At 70.2% G+C, this 19898-nt stretch carries 16 protein-coding genes; 10 read left to right on the top strand and 6 right to left on the bottom strand.

Going from position 1 to position 19898, the window contains the following annotated elements:
* Positions 1-8: 8 nt before the first annotated feature.
* Positions 9-1058 carry a LacI family DNA-binding transcriptional regulator gene (locus AC3A46_RS04440; protein ID WP_487664002.1) on the bottom strand — a complete coding sequence of 350 codons (1050 nt, stop codon included), beginning with the start codon at positions 1056-1058 and terminating at the stop codon, positions 9-11.
* A gap of 240 nt (positions 1059-1298) precedes the next feature.
* Here AC3A46_RS04440 and AC3A46_RS04435 point away from each other — a divergent pair, with 240 nt between their 5' ends.
* The 4 genes from AC3A46_RS04435 to AC3A46_RS04420 all read left to right on the top strand — a co-directional run bounded on the left by AC3A46_RS04435 (position 1299) and on the right by AC3A46_RS04420 (position 7179).
* A complete protein-coding gene (locus AC3A46_RS04435; RefSeq protein ID WP_487664001.1) occupies positions 1299-2645 on the top strand; it encodes an ABC transporter substrate-binding protein in 1347 nt (448 codons plus the stop codon).
* An 81-nt stretch (positions 2646-2726) separates the two neighbouring features.
* Positions 2727-3695 (top strand): carbohydrate ABC transporter permease, encoded by a 969-nt coding sequence (locus AC3A46_RS04430; RefSeq protein ID WP_487664000.1) that lies wholly within the window; start codon positions 2727-2729, stop codon positions 3693-3695.
* On the top strand, positions 3692-4672 hold the full coding sequence (locus AC3A46_RS04425; RefSeq protein WP_487663999.1) for a carbohydrate ABC transporter permease: 981 nt from the start codon (positions 3692-3694) through the stop codon (positions 4670-4672). The genes AC3A46_RS04430 and AC3A46_RS04425 overlap by 4 nt, the downstream gene beginning before the upstream one ends.
* Positions 4673-4758: 86 nt before the next feature.
* The gene (locus tag AC3A46_RS04420) at positions 4759-7179 is read left to right on the top strand and encodes an HAD-IC family P-type ATPase (RefSeq protein ID WP_487663998.1); all 2421 of its coding nucleotides are present in this window, start codon (positions 4759-4761) and stop codon (positions 7177-7179) included.
* Here the strand turns inward: AC3A46_RS04420 and AC3A46_RS04415 are convergent.
* Genes AC3A46_RS04415 through AC3A46_RS04405 form a run of 3 tightly spaced genes read right to left on the bottom strand, consistent with a single transcriptional unit; the run spans position 7149 to position 9054 of the window.
* Positions 7149-7631, bottom strand: coding sequence for a hypothetical protein (locus AC3A46_RS04415; RefSeq protein ID WP_487663997.1), 483 nt, complete (start codon positions 7629-7631; stop codon positions 7149-7151). The genes AC3A46_RS04420 and AC3A46_RS04415 overlap by 31 nt on opposite strands.
* 29 nt (positions 7632-7660) lie before the next feature.
* Entirely contained in the window at positions 7661-8335 is a 675-nt protein-coding gene (locus AC3A46_RS04410; protein ID WP_487663996.1) for a DUF305 domain-containing protein, read from the bottom strand.
* Positions 8336-8343: 8 nt separating this feature from the next.
* Complete coding sequence (locus AC3A46_RS04405; RefSeq protein WP_487663995.1) at positions 8344-9054, bottom strand: thioredoxin-like domain-containing protein; 711 nt, start codon at positions 9052-9054, stop codon at positions 8344-8346.
* A 385-nt stretch (positions 9055-9439) separates the two neighbouring features.
* Between AC3A46_RS04405 and AC3A46_RS04400 the strand changes: the two genes are divergently transcribed.
* From AC3A46_RS04400 to AC3A46_RS04385, 4 genes are all read left to right on the top strand, one after another.
* On the top strand, positions 9440-10795 hold the full coding sequence (locus AC3A46_RS04400; RefSeq protein ID WP_487663994.1) for a multidrug effflux MFS transporter: 1356 nt from the start codon (positions 9440-9442) through the stop codon (positions 10793-10795).
* 208 nt (positions 10796-11003) lie between these two features.
* Positions 11004-11663, top strand: a complete 660-nt coding sequence (locus AC3A46_RS04395) for a phosphatase PAP2 family protein (protein WP_487663993.1) — start codon at positions 11004-11006, stop codon at positions 11661-11663.
* Positions 11664-11672: 9 nt separating this feature from the next.
* Positions 11673-13715 (top strand): helicase HerA-like domain-containing protein, encoded by a 2043-nt coding sequence (locus AC3A46_RS04390; protein WP_487663992.1) that lies wholly within the window; start codon positions 11673-11675, stop codon positions 13713-13715.
* Positions 13716-13760: 45 nt separating this feature from the next.
* Positions 13761-14459, top strand: coding sequence for a DUF305 domain-containing protein (locus tag AC3A46_RS04385; RefSeq protein WP_487663991.1), 699 nt, complete (start codon positions 13761-13763; stop codon positions 14457-14459).
* Between the two features lie 154 nt (positions 14460-14613).
* Here the strand turns inward: AC3A46_RS04385 and AC3A46_RS04380 are convergent, their stop codons facing one another.
* Together AC3A46_RS04380 and AC3A46_RS04375 are read right to left on the bottom strand one after the other, a co-directional pair.
* Entirely contained in the window at positions 14614-15360 is a 747-nt protein-coding gene (locus AC3A46_RS04380; RefSeq protein ID WP_487663990.1) for an IclR family transcriptional regulator, read from the bottom strand.
* Positions 15357-16796, bottom strand: a complete 1440-nt coding sequence (locus AC3A46_RS04375; RefSeq protein ID WP_487663989.1) for an APC family permease — start codon at positions 16794-16796, stop codon at positions 15357-15359. Before AC3A46_RS04375 ends, AC3A46_RS04380 begins: the two co-directional genes overlap by 4 nt.
* A gap of 251 nt (positions 16797-17047) precedes the next feature.
* Here AC3A46_RS04375 and AC3A46_RS04370 point away from each other — a divergent pair, with 251 nt between their 5' ends.
* A complete protein-coding gene (locus AC3A46_RS04370) occupies positions 17048-17890 on the top strand; it encodes a hypothetical protein (protein WP_487663988.1) in 843 nt (280 codons plus the stop codon).
* Positions 17891-17907: 17 nt separating this feature from the next.
* On the top strand, positions 17908-19833 hold the full coding sequence (locus AC3A46_RS04365) for a copper amine oxidase (protein ID WP_487663987.1): 1926 nt from the start codon (positions 17908-17910) through the stop codon (positions 19831-19833).
* The last annotated feature ends 65 nt before the right edge of the window (positions 19834-19898 follow it).

The raw sequence follows: 19898 nt of genomic DNA, 5'->3' as shown, positions 1-19898 counted from the left end.
TCCGAGGCTCAGGCGGTGCCGAGCGGGCCGACGCCGATGATCGCGGACGCGTCGTCGTCGACGGGGGCTGTGGAGTTGCGCACCACGAGCGGTGACGACTCGTACAAGCGGTGGGTGGGGGCGTCGGGGTCGTCGAGCTGCCACATGAGCAGCTGCACCGCGGCTCGTCCCTGCTGGTGCGGCCGCTGCTGCAGCGTGGTGAGCGAGAACATCTCGGCGTAGGCGTGGTCGTCGATGCCGACCACGCTGAGCCGCTCCGGAACACGGATCCCCAGCCGTCGCGCGGCGATGATCGCGCCGACCGCGACCTCGTCGCACACCCCCACCATGGCCGTCGGCCGCGTGCGGCGGTCGCCGAGCAGCTCGACGGCCGCGCCGTACCCGCCGGGCATCGTCACCTCGGACTGGACATGGCGAGCGGATGCCTCCAACCCCGCCTCGCGCATCGCAGAGCGATACCCGTCCAGGCGACGGCCGTCGCCGAAGCTGGTGCGGCGACCGTCGGGGTCGCCGCCGAGGAAGACGATCTCGCGGTGCCCCAGGCCGATGAGGTGGTCGGTGGCGATCCGGGCGGCCGCCTCGTCGTCGATCGAGACGGCATTGGTGCCGACGTCGTAGCCCCCGACGGCGACGACCGGCTTGCCGAACGCGACGAGGCGCTCGAGCTCGCGTGCGCTGGGTTCGATGCCGACCGCGATCAGCCCGTCGAACCCCTTGCGGGCGAGGAAGTGCTCGAACATCTCGCGGCGCGCGGTCGACTCGGGTGGCGCGCCGTAGAGGGCGAGGTCGTACCGGCGTTCGAGCAGCGCGTCCTGGACGCCCTCCAGAACCTGGGCGAAGAACCACCGGTCCAGCGACGGCATGACGACGCCCACGGTCTGGGTGCGTCCCGTCACCAAGCTCACGGCGCTCGTCGTGGGGACGTAGCCCAGGGCGGTCGCGGCATCCCTCACCCGCTGGCGAGTGGCGGCCGAGACGTACCCCGAACCGGTGAGAGCCCGCGAGGCCGTCGACTTCGAGACGCCTGCCGCCCGCGCAACATCGGCGATGCCCCCCATCGGGTCCTCCTCGCGCTCCCGGAGACGCCGACGTCACCCGGGAATCTGGAACCGGTTCCAGGGTCATTTTGCCGTGCTCCCCGCCGGCGCACCAGCCCAAGGCTCGGGCTTTATCGACTTGTGACCCACGGTCATTGTGCCTCCTGGCGGCATCCCCTAGCGTGAGCATGGAATCGGTTCCCGATCTCATAAGAGCGGATCCCGAGAGGCGTGGCTCCGCGAACTCATAGAGGAGGACGAATGAGAGTGCACAAGCGCGGTCGTCTGATCGCGATGGCAGCGGGCGCGGCGGTCGCAGCACTCGCCCTCGCCGGCTGCACCGGCGATATCGAGGAGGGCGGCGGCGACGCAGACTGCTCGGACTACGAGGAGTTCGGGACGTTCGACGGCGCCGAGGTGACCATCGGCGGAACGATCCTGGAGGTCGAGGCCGACGCGCTCGTAGAGTCCTGGGCGGACTTCGAGGAGTGCACCGGCATCACGATCGATTACCAGGGCTCAGGAGAGTTCGAAGCCCAGATCGCGGTGCTCGCCGAGGGCGGCAATGCCCCCGATATCGGCATCGTTCCGCAACCCGGCCTGGTCGCACGCCTCGCCGACGGCGGCTGGCTCATCCCGGCTTCCGAAGCGGTGGAGGCCAACACCGACGAGTGGTGGGACCCGATCTGGAAGACCTACGGCACGGTGGATGACGTCTTCTACGCGGCGCCGCTCATGGCGAGCATCAAGGGCTTCGTGTGGTACTCGCCCTCGGAGTTCGAGGAGAACGGCTGGGAGATCCCCGCCACCATCGACGAGCTCATGACGCTTTCGGAGCAGATCGCCGAGGACACCGGGCGCCAGCCGTGGTGCGCGGGCTTCGAGTCTGCGGAGGCAACGGGCTGGCCGGGCACCGACTGGATCGAGGACTACGTCCTGCGCCAGTCAGGCCCTGACGTCTACGACCAGTGGGTGTCGCACGAGATCCCGTTCAACGACCCGCAGATCGTCGAGGCATGGGACGGCGTCGGCGAGATCATCAAGAGCGACGAGATGGTCAACGGCGGATTCGGAGACGTGTCGACGATCGTCGCGACCAACTTCCGCGACGCCGGCCTGCCGATCCTCGATGGCGAGTGCTCGCTGCACCACCAGGCGACCTTCTACTCCTCGTTCTGGCCGGAGGGCACCGAGGTGGCCCCGGACGGCGACATCTACGCGTTCCTCCTGCCGCCGGTCGACGCAGGCGCCGGCCAGGCGGTCACGGGCGGTGGCGAGTTCCCCGTCGCATTCCGTGACGCCGAAGAGGTCGAGGCGGTCCGTGCGTACCTCTCGACCGACCTGTGGGCGAACAACCGGGTGAGCCTCGGCGGCGTGATCAGCGCCAACAAGGGCCTCGACCCGGAGAACGCCGGCAGCGAGCTGCTGAAGCAGGGCATCGAGATCCTGCAGGACCCGGAGACGACATTCCGGTTCGACGGTTCCGACCTGATGCCCGGAGCGGTGGGCGCTGACTCGTTCTGGAAGCAGATCGTGGCCTGGGTCACCGGCAACGCGACCACCGAGCAGGCGGTCGACGCGGTCGAGTCCAGCTGGCCTTCGCAGTAGGGCCGGATGTCGCATCCATGAGGATCGGGGCGGGTCATGGCCCGCCCCGATCCCATCCTCGAGGACGAGAGGTGCACACACATGACCACCGCTGATCTCATCGGAAAAATCCTTCAGGTGGTGATGGGCCTTGCCGTGTTCGCGGCGATCATCGGGGCCCTGATCTTTCTGATGGATCGCGCGCCGAAGAAGGGTCGCGACTACTGGCAGCTGACGTGGTTCCTGCTTCCGGCCGTCGTGCTCCTCGCGATCGGCCTGATCTGGCCCGCGATCCGCACGACCGGACTGGCGTTCCTCGACAGCTCGGGCAATTTCAGCTGGACCAACTTCGTCTGGATGTTCACGCAGCCCGCGGCCATCCGCACGCTCATCAACACGGTCATCTGGGTGCTTCTGGTGCCCACGTTCTCGACGGCGCTCGGTCTCCTCTACGCCGTCTGGATCGACAAGTCGCGGGGTGAGAAGTACTACAAGGCGCTCGTGTTCATGCCGATGGCGATCTCGTTCGTCGGCGCCGGCATCATCTGGCGCTTCGTGTACGAGTACAAGGCGGCCGGGCGCGAGCAGATCGGCCTCCTCAATGCGATCGTGGTCGCGTTCGGCGGCGAGCCGGTGCAGTGGATGCAGACGGACCCCATCAACACGGTGCTGCTGATCGTCGTCATGATCTGGATCCAGACGGGCTTCGCGATGGTCGTGCTGAGTGCGGCGATCAAGGGCATCCCGACCGAGCAGATCGAGGCGGCCCAGCTCGATGGGACGAACGCGTGGCAGCGCTTCACCAGCGTGACGGTGCCCGGCATCCGTGGTTCGCTCGTCGTGGTGCTCACGACGATCTCGATCGCCACCCTCAAAGTGTTCGACATCGTCCGCACGATGACCGGCGGAAACTTCAACACCAGCGTCGTCGCGAACGAGATGTACGTGCAGGCGTTCCGTGCCAGCGAGATCGGGCGCGGGTCGGCCCTCGCGGTGATCCTGTTCCTGCTGGTGCTGCCCATCGTCGTCTACAACGTCAATGTGCTCCGCAAGCAGAGGGAGATCCGATGAGCAGCGTGGCTCCTGTCGACCTTCCCACAGAGGACGGGAAGGACGCCTATCAAGACGCTGCGGCGGGTACGAAGACCTCCCGCGTGAAGCGGCGCCTCACGTCGCGCACCGCCACGATCGCCGCCCTGATCATCGCGGTGCTGTGGACGATCCCGACGTTCGGACTGTTCATCTCGTCGTTCCGACCGGCCGAGCTCATCGACACGACCGGCTGGTGGACGATCTTCCAGAACCCCGGGTTCACACTCGACAACTATCGCGAGGTGCTGCTGTCGCCGTCGCGCTCTTCGCCGCAGCTCGGCGCGTACTTCGTCAACTCCCTCGCGATCGCCATTCCCGCGACGATCTTCCCGCTCGTGTTCGCGTCGATGGCGGCCTACGCCTTCGCGTGGATGAAGTTCCGGTTCTCGAACTGGCTTTTCATCCTGATCTTCGCGCTGCAGATCGTTCCGATCCAGATGGCGCTGGTGCCCCTGCTGCAGACCTTCTCGATCTGGTTGAAGCCGGGCATGGAGTGGCTGCACGATGTCGTGCCGATCATCCCGGCCCAGAACTATCTGCCACTGTGGATCGCGCACACCATCTTCGCGCTGCCGCTGACGATCTTCCTCCTCCACAACTTCATCTCGGAGATCCCGGGCGAGGTCATCGAGGCGGCCCGCGTCGACGGCGCGTCCCACAGCCAGATCTTCCTGCGAGTGGTGCTGCCGCTGGCGACGCCGGCGATCGCGTCAGTCGCGATCTTCCAGTTCCTGTGGGTCTGGAACGACCTGCTCGTCGCCCTCATCTTCTCGGGCGGCACGCAGGACGTCGCACCGCTGACGCAGCGTCTCGCCGAGATGGTGGGTACGCGCGGTCAGGACTGGCAGCGCCTGACGGCGGGCGCGTTCGTCTCGCTGGTGGTGCCGCTGATCGTCTTCTTCTCGCTCCAGCGGTTCTTCGTGCGAGGCCTGCTGGCGGGCAGTACGAAGGGCTGACGTACAGGACCACGGATGCTGCGACCCGCCGCGTGCGAGGGGTCGCAGCATCCGTCCGTCCGCACGCCTCTCGCTAACCTGATCGCATGGATGCCCCCGCCGACGTCTCCACCACGGTCGAAGCAGAGCGCGGGCTCAGCGCGGGCGACGTCGCCGTGCGCGTCCGGGACGGTCGCACCAACGCGTACGTCGCCGACACGAGTCGCAGCGTCTGGACGATCGTCCGCGCGAACGTGTTCACGCTGTTCAACGGCATCGTCTTCGCGTGCTTCTTCGTGCTCTTCGTGCTCGGGCGCTGGCAGGACGCGCTGTTCGGCCTCGCGGCGTTCGCGAACTCCATCATCGGCTGCGTGCAGGAGTTCCGGGCGAAGGCGGCTCTGGACCGGCTCGCCCTGCTGAACGCCCCGCGCGCGCGGGTGCGCCGGGAGGGGGTCGAGGCCGAGATCGCCCCGCCCGACGTCGTGCTGGACGACATCCTGGTGCTGCGGGCCGGAGACCAGGTGCCCGCTGACGCGGTGGTCGTGGAGACGCGCGGGCTGCAGATCGACGAGTCCATGCTCACCGGCGAGTCCGACGCGGTCGACAAGAAGTCCGGCGACGACGCGCTGTCCGGCTCGATCGTCGTCGCGGGGGAGGGGGCCGCGCGGGTCTCGCGGGTGGGCGCCGACTCCTATGCGAACCGGTTCGCCGGCGAGGCGAAGCGGTTCTCGCTCGTCGCCTCCGAAGTGCGCACGTCCGTGAACCGCGTCCTGAAATGGATGAGCTGGATCATCGGGCCGGTCGGCCTGCTCGTGCTCAACGCGCAGATGATGGTCGCAGGCGGCTGGGTGCAGGCCTGGGAGAACGGCGGCTGGGTCCAGGCCGTCGTGAACACGATCGCGGCCCTCACAGCGATGATCCCCCTCGGCCTGGTGCTCATCACCTCGATCACGTTCGCGGTGGGCGCGGCGAAGCTCGCCTCCAGCCAGGTGCTCGTCAACGAGCTGCCGGCGGTGGAGGGGCTCGCGCGCGTCGACATCATCTGCCTCGACAAGACGGGGACCCTGACGGGCGGCGACATCGCCTTCGATGCGATCGACCGCATGCCCGGCGGTGCCGCGGGCGGCGACGAGGCTCTCGCCTGGTTCGGTGCGGCGCCGGATGCGAACGCCACAGCCAGGTGTCTTCGGGGGCCCTTCCCTCTCGAGGCGCGGCTCGACGCCGTGGCGTACATCCCCTTCTCGTCCGCCCGCAAGTGGAGTGCGGTGTCGTTCGCGACCGGGCCCGACGGCGCGTGGGTCCTGGGTGCGCCGGAGATGGTGTTCTCAGATGCATCGACGGATGCGGCGACCGACCTGGGGCGAACCGTCACCGCGCTCGCCTCGTCCGGGCGCCGTACGCTCGTGCTCGCGCACGCCGCGTCGCGGATCAGCGCGGAGGACGTCGCGGCCGAGCGCCTGCCGGAGGCGCTCACGCCCATCGCCGTCGTGACCTTTCGAGAGCAGGTGCGCCCGGATGCCGCGGAGACCCTGGCGTACTTCTCGCGGCAAGGCGTGGGCATCCGCGTCATCTCGGGCGACAATCCGCGCACGGTCGCCGCGATCGCCCGCGCCGTCGGACTCGACGTCACCGACGGCTTCGACGCCCGTCGTCTCCCGGAGGACGACGCGGAGCTCGGCGAGGTGCTGGAGCAGAACATCGTCTTCGGGAGGGTGACGCCGGAGCAGAAGAAGCGCATGGTGGTCGCGCTCCAGGCGCGCGGGCACACGGTGGCGATGACCGGGGACGGCGTCAACGACGCCCTGGCCATCAAGACCGCCGACCTCGGTATCGCGATGAACTCCGGCGCCGCCGCGACCAAGGCCGTCGCGCGCATCGTCCTCCTCGACGGCCGGTTCTCCCACCTGCCCGAAGTCGTGGCGGAGGGACGTCAGGTCATCGCGAACATCGAGCGGGTCTCGATGCTGTTCCTCAACAAGACCGTCTACGCGACGGTGCTCGCGGTGCTGTTCGGCGTCCTCGTCCTCGAGTTCCCGTTCCTCCCACGGCAGCTGTCGATCACCGACGGCCTCACGATCGGCATACCGGCGTTCTTCCTCGCGCTGCTTCCCAACACGCAGCGCTACGTGCCGGGGTTCCTGCGACGCTCGCTCGCGTTCGCGATTCCGGCCGGCTCGATCATCGCCGTCGCGCTGACCCTCTACACGCTCGGCGCCATGCAGCTCGGCGTGAGCGAGCCGCAGCTGCGGACGGGGTCGACGATCATTCTCGCGATCGTCGGAATCTGGGTGCTGACGGTGCTCTCACGCCCGATCACGCGGTTCAAGGCTCTGGTGATCGGCGGGATGTTCATCGCGCTCGTCGCCGTGTTCACGGTGCCGGTCCTGACCGCGTTCTTCCAGCTCGTCGACCCGGGCGAGGAAGCGGCATGGCTGGTGACGATCGTCACCGTGCTCACGATCGGCGCGATCGAGATCGTGCGATTCTTCCACCGCCGCTACGTCGCTCGGTCGCTGGCCGCCGCCTGATCAGCCGGGCCCGCCGCTTCCGGGCGGCGGAAGTGGCGAGCGCCCGGCGGGAGCCAGAGCGCGAGGACGATCAGCACCTCGACGGCGAACTGCGCGGCCGCACTCCAGTCCCACCCGTCGGTCGTCGCGATCGTCGCGGCGTTCAGGAGGATCAGAATCGCGAGGTAGACGGTCGCGAGGGCGCGCGAGAGGCGGCTGCCGCGTGCGATGCCCGACGCGACGGCCACAAGCAGGAGGCCGAAGAGGATGATCCCTGCCCCCAGCAGGGAGACGGGGAGGACGTCCGATCGCACGACCTCGTAGCGGCTGAGGAGGACGAGGATTCCCAGCAGAACCGCGGCGAATGCGCTGACGTAGACCAGGACGACGGCGATCGTGACCACGACGGGGCGACGTGCAGCGGCGGGCTCGGTGCCTGCGGGCGTGGGCGCGGCGCGCGGGTCGACGGTCACGCGACCACTGTAACGACTCGCCGGAGCGGTCAGCCGGTGCAGCCGAGGCGCGTCTGAATCGATTCCATCGCGTCGATCTCGGCGGTCTGGCCGTTCTTGATCGCGGTGGCGACCTCGAGGGCGCGCGGGTCGGTGCCGAGCTCGAGAAGGGCCTCCGCCATCGGGATGGCACCCTCGTGGTGGCGGATCATCAGCGTGAGGAACTGACAGTCCGCCGCCATACCGGTCGCCGCCTGGAGCGCCGCGATCTCGTCGGCCGACGCCATCCCCATCGCGGCGTGGGCCTCATCGTCGGTCATCGGCGCGGCGGACGAGTCGCTGTGCGCGTGCTCAGTGTCGGAGGCATCCATCCACTGCATCATCGGTCCGCCGGACTGGGGGAGCCCCCACTGCACGAGCCAGTCGAACATCTCGCCGCGCTGGCCGGCCTGACCGGTGGCGATGTCGTATGACAGCACACGCAGTTCGTCATCGTCTGTCTTGCGATAGATCTCCATCGCCATCTCGATCGCCTGTGCGTGATGCACCTGCATGTCTCGCGAGAACCCGGCCTCCGGCGAGCCGGTTCCCGGACTGGACGCGGCGGCCTGTGAGCCGAACGTCGAGAAGCGCCCCACCGCGAACGCGAGGCCCGCGATGAGGATGAGCGCGACGGCGATGACGAACCATCGCCGGGAGCTTCCCGCCGAAGGCTCGTCCGTCACGCTGCGGCCTACTTTTTGCCGGGAGCGTCGTACGCGCCGGTGCAGGCGGCGTTCGGCTCGGGGGCGTTGGTGCTCTTCCAGTACGCCTTGATGAACTCCTCGATGCGCTCGTCGTCGGCCGAGTCGATCTTGAGCTGCGCGTTCCAGGCGCTCAGGGCGATGGGGGTGTCCATGTCGTCGTAGGGCGAGAGCACCGTGTAGGTCGAGGGCAGTTCGGCCTCGAGCTTCGCGATGTCGTCGTCGGACACCTGCGCGGGGTCATAGGTGACCCACACTGCGCCGTGCTCGAGCGCGTGGACGGCGTTCTCGTTCGGCACCGGCTCTGTGTAGACGCCGCAGTTGAGCCACATGGCGTTGTGGTCGCCGCCGGCCGGGGGAGCCTGGGGGTACTCGACAGCGCCGTCGACGTGGTTCGCCGTGTTCGTGTACGTCTCGACGCCCTCGATGCCGCTGCCGTCGCTGTCGCCGCGGGCGTACGACGGGGCGGGTGCCGGCGCGAAGACGATGGATGCGACGATCGCTCCGACGACCAGCACGGCGGCGGTCGAGCCGACGATCCACCACACGAGCTTGCCGCGCTTGCGCTTGGCGAGCTGCTTCTGGTACTCGGCGAGCTTCTCCTGGCGCTTCTGCTCGCGCTGCTGCTTGACGGTGAGGTCGATCTTGGCCTGGGTGGCGGGGTTGCCGCTCTTGCGCTTGTCGTCGGAGGTCGGGGTCATGCTCGTGATCTCTGCCAATCGATGAACAGGGGTCTGGGCGCCCGGCGCGAACCGCTCGGGGCGGCTGACGGGTTGCCCTCATCTTATGCGAGCGCATGAGTCGGCCCCCTGGGAAGGCGCCGACAGCGGCGCCTCGGCCGGCGGGCCGGCTCAGCCGCGGGATACCGCTTGCGGGCAGGGTGGAGGCATCCGTTATCATGGGTACTCGAATCGATTCGACCTCCACGGTCGATCGCGGGCCCCGGTGCCGATCGGCAGCGCCGGACGACCCGCGTCATCTCGGTCCGTTCCTCCCTGCGCGCCCAGACCGGCTCAGCCGGTCTCCACGCCGTTCCGCCTCGCTCGCCGCCCCGTCGAACCCCTTGCCACGAAACGAAGTCCACTGTTGCTCGACACCGCCTCCATCCCCACGCAGAAGCCCGAAGCCCACCTCCCCGCCGCGTCCAGGCCCCAGCCGACCTCCACGGGTGCCATCCGCACGCTCGGCAGCAACCCGGCCACCGCGCCGATCGTCCTCCACCCGGGCGACTCGATCCCGCACCGCCGCCGCGTCCTCTACATCGTGCTGCTCGGCGCGCTCACCGCGCTCGGCCCGTTCACGATCGACCTCTACCTGCCGGCGTTCCCGGTGCTCGAGGCGGACTTCCAGACCACGGCCGCGATGATCCAGCTGACCCTCACGGGCACGATGATCGGCTTCGCCCTGGGGCAGCTCATCGTCGGCCCGCTGAGCGACAAGGTCGGCCGGCGCATCCCGCTGCTGTCGGTGACCGCGCTGCACGTCGTGGCCAGCGTCGGGGCAGCGCTCGCGCCCACGCTCGAGCTGCTGTCGGTGGCCCGCGTGCTCCAGGGCGCCGGCGCCGCGGCCGGTGGCGTCGTCGCCGCCGCGATCGTCCGCGACCTGTTCGGCGGGCGCCGACTGGTGGTCATGCTCTCGCGGCTCGCGCTCGTGTCGGGTGTGGCCCCCGTGCTCGCGCCGCTCGTCGGCTCGGCACTCCTCGCGGTCATGCCGTGGCGCGGGATCTTCGTCGTCCTCGCGGTGTACGGCGCGGTCATGCTCGTCGCATCGATCGTTCTGCTCCCCGAGACGCTGCCCCCCGCGCGCCGCCACGACAAGGGCGCCACGACCGTCTGGCAGCGCTACCGCAGCGTCTTCGGCGACCGTGTCTTCATCGGCGTGCTCATCATCGGCGGCATGACCTTCTCCGGCCTGTTCTCGTACCTGTCGAGCTCGTCGTTCCTCTTCCAGCTGAGCTACGGCCTCTCCGCGCAGCAGTACGGGCTGATGTTCGCGGTCAACTCGCTCGGCGTCGTCGTCGGCGTGCAGACCGCGTCGCGGCTGGCGGCGCGCTTCGGCCCGCAGTGGGTCATGGCCTGGTCGACCGCGGTGCTCGTGGTCGCAGCATCCGCCATCATCGTGACCGATCAGCTCGGCCTGGGCCTGTGGGGCACGATCGTGCCGCTGTTCGTCTTCATGACCGCGTGCGGATTCACGTTCCCGTGCGTGCAGGTGCTCGCGCTCGACCGCCACGGCAAGGCCGCGGGCACCGCGCAGTCGATCATCGGCGCGACGAACTTCGGTGTCGCCGGCCTCATCTCGCCGCTCGTGGGCTGGCTCGCGAAGGACGCCGGCATCACCGCCACGACGATGGCGGCGGTCATGGTCGGGTGCGCCGTCATCGGCGTGCTGGCGCTCTGGTTCGTCGTGCGCCCGCGCACCGTCGAACGCCTCGCCCCCTGAGCCGGCGTCCGTCCGGCGGTCGCACGCGCCGCCCGACGAGACCGCTCGATAGCACCGGGCTGCGTTCGAACCCGGTGCTATCGTGCGGTCCCGCGCGGGTCAGCGGCGCCGCCGGACCGCGCGCGGCGACGTGGTGGGGGCGGTGCCATGCGGCGCGCCGGGTTCGCAAGGGGGTGGCGGGGACGAGCCTTCCGGGCAGAATGGGGCGATGACGACAGTCCAGCGCCGCCTGGCCACGCCGGTCATCGCCTACCTCGCGGTGGGATCGACCCTGGTGGCGCTGTCGTGCCTCCTGGGCTGGTGGATCTTCGCACGCGGCGACGAGCCGTTCGCCATCGACACGGCGTGGAATCTGCTCGTGGCAGAGCTGTGGCATCCGGTCCTGACCGGGTTCTCGCAGGTCCTGGACTTCGTGGGCGGCGGATGGTTCAGCGTGTTCGCGGTGCCGATCGGCGGCGCGATCGCCCTCATCGTGCTGCGGCGGCCGTGGGCGGCCGCGTACTTCCTCGTCGCCGAGGCGGTGTCGGCGGCGGGGGTGCAGGTGCTGAAGCATCTCTTCGGCCGCGTGCGCCCCGAAGACATCCTCGTCATCTCGGACTACGGTTCATACCCGTCGGGGCATGTGGCCAACGCCGCCACGCTCGCCGTCGCCGCGGTGGTCATCTTCCCGCGCGTCTGGGTGGGTGTCGTGGGCGCCGCGTGGGTCGTGCTCATGGCCTTCAGCCGCACCTACCTCCACGCGCACTGGCTGAGCGACACGGTCGGCGGGGCGCTCCTCGGCGCCGGCGCGGCGCTGCTCGTGGCGGCGGCGTTCGCCGTTCCGATGGCACGGGAGGGGATGGATGCCTCGGCCAAACGCCGTAGCTAGGCTGAGCGCATGACCGCCTCCGCGCCCGATTCGCCCGCGCCCGATCCGGCCGTCGCCGCCGCCGAGGCCGAACTCGCGCGACTTCGCGCCGAAGCCGAGGCCGCAGAGGCCCAGCTGAAGGCCGCCCAGGCCAAGGCCGCGCTCGCCGCCGCCGAGGCGGCTGCCGCGAAGGCCAGGGCCACCGCCGCACCCACGCCCGCGGCATCCTCAACTGAGGACGAGAGCCGGAATGCGGAGGCTCCCGGCGGTGCGGCTCCTCAACTCGGCGCAGATCCTCAATCGAGGACGACGGAGGCGGCGGAGGGTTCGCAGGCCCAGGGGCCCGCGCGAGCGCCCGCTTCGGACCCGACCACGCGGGAGCAGAATCCGGGCGGATCAGCCACGCAGCCGACGCACGATGGCCCTCTCGCCGCATCAGAGGTCGAGAAGGTCACCGCCGGGTACACCTTCGACGATGCCACCGCGACCCTTGATCTCGGCGCCCTTCTCAACGGCGACCCGGTCCCTTCGGCACAGATCCGCATCCCCCTGCCGATGATGAACCGCCACGGGCTCGTCGCGGGCGCGACCGGCACGGGAAAGACCCGCACCCTGCAAGGCCTCGCCGAGCAGCTCGCGGCGAAGGGCGTGCCCGTGTTCGCCGCCGACATCAAGGGCGATCTGTCGGGCGTCGCGACGCCGGGCGAGCCGAGCGAGAAGCTGCTCGCACGCACCCGGGCGATCGGTCAGGACTGGAAGCCCGAGGCATCCGTCACCGAGTACTTCGCGCTGGGCGGCGTCGGCAAGGGCGTGCCGGTGCGCGCGACCGTGTCGGGCTTCGGCCCACTGCTTCTCAGCAAGGTGCTCGGCCTCAACGACACGCAGGAGTCGAGCCTCGGCCTCGTCTTCCACTACGCCGACGCGAACGGCCTGGCGCTCGTCGACCTGTCGGATCTCCGCGCCGTGCTCACGCACCTCACGAGCGACGAGGGCAAGGCCGAGCTCAAGGAGCTCGGCGGACTGTCGGCGGCGACGGCCGGCGTGATCCTGCGCGAGCTCATCACCTTCGCGGATGCCGGAGCCGACGTGTTCTTCGGCGAGCCCGAGTTCGACGTGGCCGATTTCATCCGCACAGCGCCCGACGGCCGTGGCGTCATCAGCCTGCTCGAGGTGCCCGGCGTCATCGACAAGCCGGCGCTGTTCTCGACCTTCCTCATGTACCTGCTGGCGGAGCTGTTCGAGATCCTCCCCGAGGTGGGAGACGCCGACAAGCCGAAGCTGGTGTTCTTCTTCGACGAGGCGCACCTGCTGTTCAAGGATGCCTCGAAGGACTTCCTCGCGGCGATCGTGCATACGGTGCGCCTCATCCGTTCGAAGGGTGTCGGCGTCTTCTTCGTGACGCAGACGCCGAAGGACGTGCCCTCCGACGTGCTCGGCCAGCTCGGCTCGCGCGTGCAGCACGCCCTGCGCGCCTTCACGCCGGACGACGCCAAGGCGCTGCGCGCGACGGTCGGCACCTACCCGAAGTCGGGCTACGACCTCGAGCGCGTGCTGCAGGAGCTCGGCACCGGCGAGGCGATCGTCACGGTGATGAGCGAGAAGGGCGCCCCGACACCGGTCGCCTGGACGCGGCTGCGCGCGCCGCAGGGCCTGATGTCGCCGACGCCGGAGCCGGCGATCGTCGCGGCCGTGAACGCGTCGCCGCTGCTGGCGAAGTACGGCACGGCCATCGACCGCGAATCGGCGCGTGAGATCCTCGCGAAGAAGATGCAGGCCGCCGACGACGCGGCCGCCGCCGAGGACGCCGAGCTCGCCAAGGCGAAGGCCGATGCCGAGTACGCGAAGCAGAAGTCCGCGATCGACAAGCAGCAGGCCGCGGCCGACAAGGCGAGCGCCGCGGCCGAGAAGAAGGCCCAGCAGGAGTACGAGCGCCTGCTCAAGAAGACCGCCGGCACGACGCGCACGTCGCGGTCGGCCCAGAAGTCGCCGATCGAGCAGATTCTCAACTCGAAGTCCACCCAGACGATACTGGGTGGGGTGATTCGCGGGATCTTCGGCACCGGCAAGCGCTGACGCATCCCGACCCCGGCGGATCGCTCCCGATCCGGAAGGTCTCGCGTGCGCCGCAGAGTGGTTCTCGTCGTCGCGCTGACGCTCGCCCTGGCGACGGCGGCGGGCGGTGCGTGGCTTGCGATCGCCGCGACGGCGGGGAACACGGTCCCCACGGCCGCTTCACCCGCCGCTGGCGCGTCGGGCGGAGCCTCCGGCCGCGTGGGCCCGGCCGGGCCCTCGGCGTCCGCGTCGCCCTCGGCGTCGCCCGCGGCACCCGTGACGGCCGACGACTACTGCTACGTCGAAGCGATGATCTACTACCGCGTCAAGGAGCAGGAGCTCGCGCAGACCCTGCTGCGCAAGCAGGGACTCGACGCCGCGGCGAGCGGATTCGCCACCGGTATCGCGGCGCGCGCCGAGGACGAGCTCGAACGGCTGCGGGCGTGGTACCTCTCCTGGGAGGATGCGCGCCCGGCCGAGCCGCCGACCGACGGCCCGTGCGGCGGGCACGGCGCCGATCATGCGCAGATGCCCGGCATGGCGTCGTGGAGCACGCTCCAGGGTTTCGTCGACGCGGAGCACCCCGACGCCGAGCGCCGATTCGCCGAGATCCTCCAGGCGCAGAATGCCGGCATGATCGCTCTGGTCGCGCTCATCCTCGAGGGCGCCCCGCATCCGTCGGCGGCGGAATCGGCCGCAGAGGTGCTGAAGCAGGCAGAGGCCGACCAGGAGACCCTGCAGGGGATTCTCGACTCGCTGCCGTGATCACCGCCGCGCGGTGTCGCGCGGATGCAGCGGCCCACAGCATCCGTGTTCCTCCTTCCTGCGACAGGTCAACCGGGCCTCTGCATGACCGGAGAGCGCGTTCCGGTCCTGTGCAAGCCCGGTTGACCTGTTGCAGTGGTGCGGCGGCGCGACGTCACCAGCCGCTGAGGGAGCCGACAGGAGCCAGCTCACGCGCCGCGTCGCGCAGCGCGCTGACGTGGCGGGCCGCGACGGACAGGCGCGAGATCGACGTCGACAGCGTGACGGCGCCGACGGGTCGCGCAGCGTCGTCGTGGATCGGCACCGCGAGGCACCCGCGATCGGAGGTGAGCAGGGCGACCTGCTCGGTGTAGCCGCGGACGGCGTACGCCTCGTGGATCGCGCGCACCTCGTCTGCGGGCGGGGCGACGCGCCAGTTCGGCGCCTGCGGCAGCCGGCGGTCCGGGTGCGCGACCAGCCAGAGATGTCCGATCGCCGAGCGCGTCGGGTCAGCGAGGAGGGCGTCGGGGTCGGACAGGGGTCGCGTGGCGTCCTCGTCGAGGACCATGAGGCCCGAGCGGTGGAACGCGAACAGATGCACCGCCTCGCCGGTGTCGTCGCGCAGCCGGTCGACGACGGCGGCGTGGTCCGGTCGGGCGCGCGCGCCCACGATCGCGGCGAGCTCGAGCACCCGAGTGCCGAGGAGGAACCCCGAGAAGTCGCCGCGGCGCACGAGGTACTCGTCGCGCACGAGCGAGTTGACGACGCGGTAGACCGTCGCGCGGGGCGCGCCGACGGCACGGGCGATCTCGGCCGCCGAGGCGCCGCGATCGTCGCGCGCGACCTGCTCGAGGATCTCCAGGGCCAGGCCCAGGCCCTTCTCCGGCAGGCGAGTGTCACCCGCGAGGCCCGCGCCGCTCACGTTCGCGCCGGCCCGTCGATGCAGTCGGCGTCGGTCGGCCAATCGTGCACGCCGACTCTGGCGGCGACACGCGGATGGCGCGCCAGACGCACCGATCCGGCCACCACGACCGCGGCGAGGATGCCCACGGACCACAGCAGGCCCGCCGGATTGTCGCGCAGCGTCGCGGCGAGGTAGAAGCCCAGCACGCACAGCAGCCCGGCGAGCGGCACGACGCTGAGCAGGACCGCCCGGACGGTGAGCTCCCCGATCCGCGTGAGGAACACCGGAGCCGCCGCGCAGACCAATGCATACGCGAGCACGAACCCGAGGATGGACGCGGGCGAGGTGACGATGCGCATGTCCTGCCGGCTGCCGCCCCACGCGAGGATCGCGACCGGCACCAGCGTGACCGCAGAAGCGAGCAGCACGCCGCCGATCGCCGGCACCCCGCGTCGCGACACACGTCCGAACGCCGCGGGCATCAGCCCCTCGCGGCTCATCGCGAAGACCAAGCGCGTCGCGGCGTTGGTCATCGCGAGCGCGCACGCGAGGAACGAGATCGCCACGATCACGTCGATGAGGGTCGCGAGGCCGGTGACGGAGGCGAGGGATGCTGCACCCGGCCGCTCCGCGACGATCGACAGCTGCGCCGCGGTGCCGACGAGCATCACGAGCCCCGTGGCTCCGACGCTCACCATGATCGCGCGAGGGACGGCGGCGAACGGACGACGGGTCTCGGGGCCGAGCGCGGCGCCGCTCTCGAAGCCGACGAAGCCGATCAGGGCGAAGGCGACCCCCGTGATGATCGCCTCGAGCGACGCGTCCGGGGCGCGGGGGATGAGCAGACCGATGTCCCACCGGGTGAGGCTGAGCGCGGCGATGGAGAGCCCGAGCACCGTCACGACGGCGATCGACTCGAGCACGAGCAGAACGCGCGTCGACATGCGCAGCCCACGGGCGACGACGAGGGCGATGACCGCCCCGAACCCGGCGACGAGCACCATCACGAGCCACGGGGGCGCGTCGCCTCCGCTCAAGATGTTCGCCAGTCGCGTCGACCCGGAGGCGAGCGTGTTCATCGCCACGGCGAGGTAGCCGACGCCCAGCGCCGCACCGGTGATGAGACCGGCGTGCGAGCCGAGCCCCCTCACCGCGAACGTGTAGAGGGAGCCCGTGCTCGCGATGCGTCGCGCGAACATGCCGATCACGAGGCCCACGCCCACCACGAGGGTGATCGTGATCGCGATGTCGAGGAAGGCGAAGGAGCCGCTGCGGGCGAAGGCGGCGGCGGGATGGATCAGCAGCACGCCCGCGGGAGCGGTGGCGGCCACGGACTGCGCGACCACGTCGATCGTGTGCGCGTGGCGCCGATGGAGTCCCGAGAACGGAGAGCTGGCTCCGAGATCGCTGCGCGGGCGAGCCCGTTCGATCGCGTCCGCGAGTGCACTGCTCACGCGACCTCCTCGCTTCCGGCTCCCGCCGCCGTGCGGCTGGGCGTGACGCTACCGGGTGCGCGTTGCCGGGAACGACAGGGCATGTTTCGGCCTCGTGACGAGCCGTGGGAGCGGAGTGCGTCAGGCGCGCGCCCGCGTCTCATCAGGTTTTCGCCCGGCGTTCGCAGCGCCGAATCATCGGGAAACGGCGGCGTCCGAGAATCGGCCTCGATGCGGGTGCGAGCCGCGTCATCGCCGTCGAAAGGAACCCTGTGACCGAACAACAGCTCTCCACCGAGGGGGATTCGCCGCCTTCGGACCCGCGGCCCTCGAGGCGAGGCCGCTTCCTCACGCCCCGCACGCTGGGCATCGGCTCGGCGCTCGCCGCGACCGCCGCGGCTGTCGCGCTCGTGTTCGCGACGCAGACCGCCGTGCAGGCGACCTCGTCTCCTGAATCGCCCGCGTCCACCCCCATCGCCGCCGACAGCACCGACGAGGACGCCCCCGAGAAGGCGACGGAGGTTCCGAAGCCGGCCACCGTCGCCGCCGCGTACGACGGGCTCACCGGTGCCGAGGTCGAGTACGTGCGCTTCCTCGGCGCCCAGGACGCCGCTTTCGCCGCGGGAAAGGACCTGTTCGGCGAGCCCGGCCTGCAGTTCCTCTCGACCGACGTCGCCGACCCGCAGGCGTATTCGGACGGGCACCGCCGGCTGCTCTCGCTGTACTACGACTACGCCACCAACGAGCTGGTCAGCATGATGGTGAACGTCACCAACGGCGCGATCGAATCGGTCGACCGTGCGTCGGGCACGCAGCCCGCGCCGACCGACGCCGAGACCTCGTTCGCGTGGGAGCTGCTGCTCGACGACGACGCGGCGCAGCCCGTGGTCGACGAGTTCGCCGCCCTCACCGGCGGCTCGGTCCTGACCCCGGCGTCCACCGAGGTCCTTCTCACCGCCCACTCGTTCGTCACGGACGCCGGGTCCTTCGGCGCCGAATCGTGCGGCATCGACCGGTGCGTGCAGGTGCTCGCCCAGGTCGACGGCGGCGCCTTCCTCACCACCAGCACGTACGTCGTCAACCTGTCGACGCGCGCCGTCCTGTCCATCTCATGACCATGGAGACACTCCCGATGAAACGAACCCCCCTCCGCCGGCTTCTCGGCGCGGGCACCGCGATGGCCCTCCTCGCGGGCGGCCTCGTGCTGTCGGCGCCGGCCGCGGCATCCGCGCAGACCGTCACCGAGGCATCCTGCTCCGGCGAATCCCTCGTCTCGGAGACGCTGGAGTCCGGCTCGAGCTGGCAGATGTGCTGGCGCCTCGACACCTACCGCGGCCTCGTCCTCGACAAGATCGCGTACCAGCCGCGCGATGACGCGGCGCCGATCCTCGTGCTCGACTCGATCGCACTCGCGCAGCTCAACGTGCCGTACGACACCGGCGCCACCGAGTACAACGACGTCACCACGTACCAGGTCGGCGGGCGCCGCCTGCAGGCGATCGAGGCCGTCGACTGCCCGGTCGGCGAGGTCTTCAGCGCGTGGGCGGACGCGGCCCGCGGCGAGATCCCCGCACTGTGCATCGGCGAGGAGGACTCGGGCCTCGCATATCGCTCGAACATCGCGCGGGACGCGCTGTACGCCGCGCAGGGCACCGACCTCGTGCTGCACACGGTGTCGCGGATCGGCTGGTACGAGTACCAGACCGAGTACCGGTTCCACGACGACGGCGAGATCTCGGTGCGCCTCGGCGCGACCGGCGACCTGTCGCCCAACGACTACGTGAACGTCGTCAACCAGGGCTGGCCGATCGCGCCGGGCCAGGAGGACTTCGCCGTCAACCACTACCACTCGGCCTTCTGGCGCGTGGACTTCGGCATCGATTCGGGCGCGAACCAGGTCGTCGAGAAGTTCGCCACGACCCCGACGGGCGAGTACGGAACGACGGGCGACACCGGCCACACCGCGATCCTGGAGACGCAGCTCACCCAGATCGCGAACGAGACCAAGACGATGGGCGCGAACCGCGAGGCGTACCGGGTCGTGAACCCGGAGAGCCTCAACGCGGACGGCCACGCCCGCTCGTACGAGATCATCGTGCCGCGCGACCAGGCCTACAACCTCAACCCCGAGACCGACTTCGACATCGCGTTCACGTCGGCGAAGTCGGACGAGGTCCACGCGAGCCACAACCTCATCCCGTCGAAGGCGGGCCAGATGGTCACCGACTACATCGCCGACGGCGAGTCGCTCGAGGACCCGGTGGCGTGGGTGAACGTCGGCTTCCACCACATCAACCGCGACGAGGACCAGAGCCCCATGCCGATCCACTGGCAGGGCTTCACCCTCTACCCGCGCGACTTCGCCGCGCAGAACCCCAACATCCCCGAGGGCCGCAAGTGGGTCAACGGCGACATGCGGGGCGTTCCGAACCCCAACATCACGCCGACGCCGACCGCGTCGCCCACGCCCACGCCCACGCCCACGACCGAGCCGACGGGTGAGCCCACCCCGACCGCGACGCCGACCACGCCGGGCAACGGCAACGGCAACGGCACCGGGAACGGGAACGGGAACGGGAACGGCAATGGGAACGGCAACGGCAACGGCAACGGCAACGGGAACGCGACTGCGCCGGCCGCCGCGCCCGTGACGTTCGGCTCGGGCGAGGTCGCTCCGGGGGCCGCGCAGACGGCCACAGCCGGCGGCTTCACCCCGGGAGAGACCGTGAGCGCCGTGCTGCACTCCGACCCCGTCGACGTCGGCACGTTCGTCGCCGACAGCGAGGGCGTCGTGAGCGCGCAGTTCGTCGTCCCGTCGGCCACGCCTGCCGGCGAGCACACCCTCGTGCTGACCGGACAGACCTCGTCGGCGGTGGCGCAGGGCACGTTCACGGTGGCGTCCGCGTCGGGCGCGGCGGTGTTCGGCGCTCTCGCCACCACTGGCACCGACGCGAACCGCTGGGCGCTCTCGGGGCTCGTGCTCCTGGTCGCCGGGGCGGGCCTCGCCGGCACCTCGTGGTACCTGCGGCGTCAGCAGAGCCTGAAGGCTCACGCCTGACCCGCTCCCGCGGGGCGGCGCCCGGCGCCGTCCCGCGGGACCCTCCCTCGGCGCACCTCGCCGGG

Source organism: Microbacterium sp. Soil_C_42, from assembly GCF_057656735.1.
This window is presented reverse-complemented; position numbering and strand designations above follow the sequence as displayed.